The organism is Verrucomicrobiota bacterium (assembly GCA_039192515.1).
Classification (GTDB): domain Bacteria; phylum Verrucomicrobiota; class Verrucomicrobiia; order Methylacidiphilales; family JBCCWR01; genus JBCCWR01.
On sequence record JBCCXA010000083.1, the window covers coordinates 1 to 3,059 of the forward strand.

At 43.2% G+C, this 3,059-nt stretch carries 3 protein-coding genes; all 3 read right to left on the reverse strand.

The annotated features are described in order from the left end of the window. Window positions 1-522, reverse strand: a 522-nt coding sequence (locus tag AAGA18_15935) for a hypothetical protein (GenBank protein MEM9446831.1), incomplete at its 3' end; no start/stop codon positions are given. After that, the gene (locus AAGA18_15940; protein ID MEM9446832.1) at window positions 519-1,052 is read right to left on the reverse strand and encodes a hypothetical protein; all 534 of its coding nucleotides are present in this window, start codon (window positions 1,050-1,052) and stop codon (window positions 519-521) included. The genes AAGA18_15935 and AAGA18_15940, both read right to left, overlap by 4 nt. A 102-nt stretch (window positions 1,053-1,154) precedes the next feature. Further along, window positions 1,155-3,059 (reverse strand): hypothetical protein (locus tag AAGA18_15945; GenBank protein MEM9446833.1); only part of this gene is annotated, 1,905 nt, incomplete at its 5' end.

Here is a 3,059-nt window from a genome sequence, read left to right on the forward strand (position 1 = left end):
AGCCATCTTTCTGAAGAAAACAATAGCCGAAAAGCATACCATCGTCAGCATCAGGATATTGACCGCAGTAAGTGTGAAGAAGCCGTGAAACATCTGCACCCACGGCGTAGGCCCAAACTTATCCGGGGTGCCGATTCCCGAATAAGGCGCCAGTACCAAACCAACCATGATCCCCGACGCCAGAATAAGATTAATCAGGTAAGCCGAAATAAACCTGCCCAGAAAAAAGCGCTTCTGATCCACAGGGGTGGCGTACATAAGCCCGGATGTTTTGTATTGAATATCTTTATAGAGCACCGTACCTGTAATAAGAGCCAGGATGATACACAGCAGCATACCTCCGCCGGCCAGTGTCTTGTAAAAGATGGCACTACCATTCATCAAAGTAGCATCATTTACATAATACTTATAACTTCCCTGGGTGTACCAAATGCCTTGAAACACCAGCATGAGAAAATAGATGATGGTCAATGGCTGCGTAAAACGAGCCTTAAGTTCGAATTTTACTATTTTGCTGATCATAATCTCTGATAATTAGCGGTGATTTCTACCGTGACATAGCCATCTTTTGTATAAAGGTTTCTTATGGAAATGGCTTCCACTACATCATCTGTTACCATTTTGATAGATTCCGGGAAAACAAATCGTGTGTCTACTTTTCCCGTGTAGTCTATCACCGGTTCCGGATCAATGAGTGTTATGTGATTCGTCTCTGCGTCGAAATCAAAATAACTAGCAATGGCATACCTCGCGTAATTCAAGGAATAGTGGGACTTATATTGTGTGGAATCCAGCTCTTCGCCGGCAGGCACTCCGATATACTCGATTGGCCAATGCTCTAAGAAGATGTTCGAATCCTCAAAAATATTGAGCTCAATAAAAGCGCGAGCTATTTCCGGATTTTCCAGCAACAGATCTCTTGACCTAGAGCCGTCCATATTAACATCTACCGGTTCACTTGAGATTGCTGAGATGATGTAATAATCGCTATCAAGCCTATCTTTCAATGCATGAAATGAAGAAATCTGGTCATCATCACTACATCCGATCACAGAGGATATTATAAAAATAGCCAGACACCTGAAACACCATTTTTTTTTTAGCATCGAAATCATAAATTGTTATTGTCAATAAGCATGGGAGAATGAGTCGATTTAAATCAACTCACTCTCCATAGTTTCAAATTTCTTCACACACTTTTGCCGTGATGTGGCAGATAAACCATTTATCATTTGTTCATACAGAGACTTAAAAGTGGCTTTCTGCCCTTTATTTGCCTCAGTCCATTCCAGTAAGATAGAAATAAATCGCTCCGAACCTATCTCGGCAATTAGACCATGGAGAGCAGTAGCTCCCTTATTGATTTCCAGGTAGTCTGCCCCATCGGAGTAAAGTAACGGAGGTTCAACATTAGGTTCATTATTACGGTCTTTTCCATACTGTTCCATCTTCTTTTTCGTCAACAACCGAACAGCTTCCTCTCCAAATACCCTTTCGACAAATTGCAGTCCGATCGCTTCTGGCAGTCCCACAGCAAGCATCTCTGCCCCTTGCACGTTGGCGACTTGAATGTTATCTTGTATCCAAAGGCTTGCCAAACCGCTACCTATCTTGAGGTAGAGATAGGCTTTCTCTTGCAATCCCTTTGTGTCAGCTACCCATCCCTCTTTTTCGGAGATCACCAAGGTGTTGGCGAAAGTGTAGAATGGGTCTTGCCAGCGATGAATCTCTAACACTTGCAGCTTATCCGGTACGGCATTTGCTCCAAATTGCTTCTGCATATGGGATATTCCTTTGTCCATTGCATCTCGATACAAGTCGATGTTAAAGCTATGCTCGCGCTTATGGAAAAGGGTATAGTCCAGCCCACTTGCCACACTTTGAACAAGTGCATAGTTGGAGGACCCCAAGTGCCAATTAAAAACGGACGGACGATCAATCCTGTAAGTAGCAGTGGGACGTCCTCCCCCTTCTTCCTTTCCTACCAAGGTTCCTGCCGCAAAAGGTATCTGGCCTGCTTCGGTACTTATGGTAATGCTACCAGTAACCATTCCTGCATCCGGAGCATGGAAGTCCTGCGTTTGAGCTAAAGGATCTCCCATTTCAGCCATTCGTGAGGAAAGTCTGGTCAATCCAACCGCCTCTCTCGTTCTGTTTTCTGACAGTTCATGGTCACTGTCATATCCGATAACGGGCAAGAATTCCCGGACACTGGCAAAGCTGCCAACCCTGGTTAAGTCTCCCTGAAAATCGCCTTGTACAAAACCTACGTACTGCTTTTTACCCTCAATAGACACACTTAATAAGCTGTCTCCTTTAGCCTCTTTTGGAATAAGATAGGCTGTCAGGTTCTGATCTTCATCTTCTTTCACAGGTTTAAGCTCTTGCTGATTCAGCCTCAGGCTGGTTATCACCACAAAATCTTTCCAATTCAAAAAGAGTGTGTCAATATCCAATGCATTAGCTAAAAGAATTTCAGCCTCATAAGTCGCCTTTCTTTCCGAAGGGAAAAGATCAATTTCCAGATCAACGTTTGCATACTTTGGTTGTGGGTAGGCCTCTAAATATTTGTACTTATATTCATACTCCGCATCCAGTCGTTCTTGTTCATCTTCCGGAACAAAATTTCCATTGTCATACACATTCTTTGTAATGAACGACATCAAGAAAAAGAATACACCGATGCACCCCACCATCGCCAATTTCGAGGTATGCGCCAGTTGTACATTTTTCAGTGAGAGTCGATGACGCCATTTTTTATCAGAGCCTCTTTTCCAAAGCCATATACCAGCCATGATCAACGTAATTGCCAAAGACGTCCAAAGCAGGAAAAACCAATTGGCGGAGGTTTGGAAAATTCCGTAGCTACTGATTTCCGAAAAATCTTCTATACCCGGTACAAACCCGTAACCAATACGCAGATCTTCTACGATCCCCATGTCAAAAGAGACCACCAGGAATAAAAACAAGCCTACACTAAGGATATGGGTAATGATGCGATTAGAGGTAAGCCCTGCTACGAAAAAAACAAGGGCAGCATACATTACAAAGTTCATAAA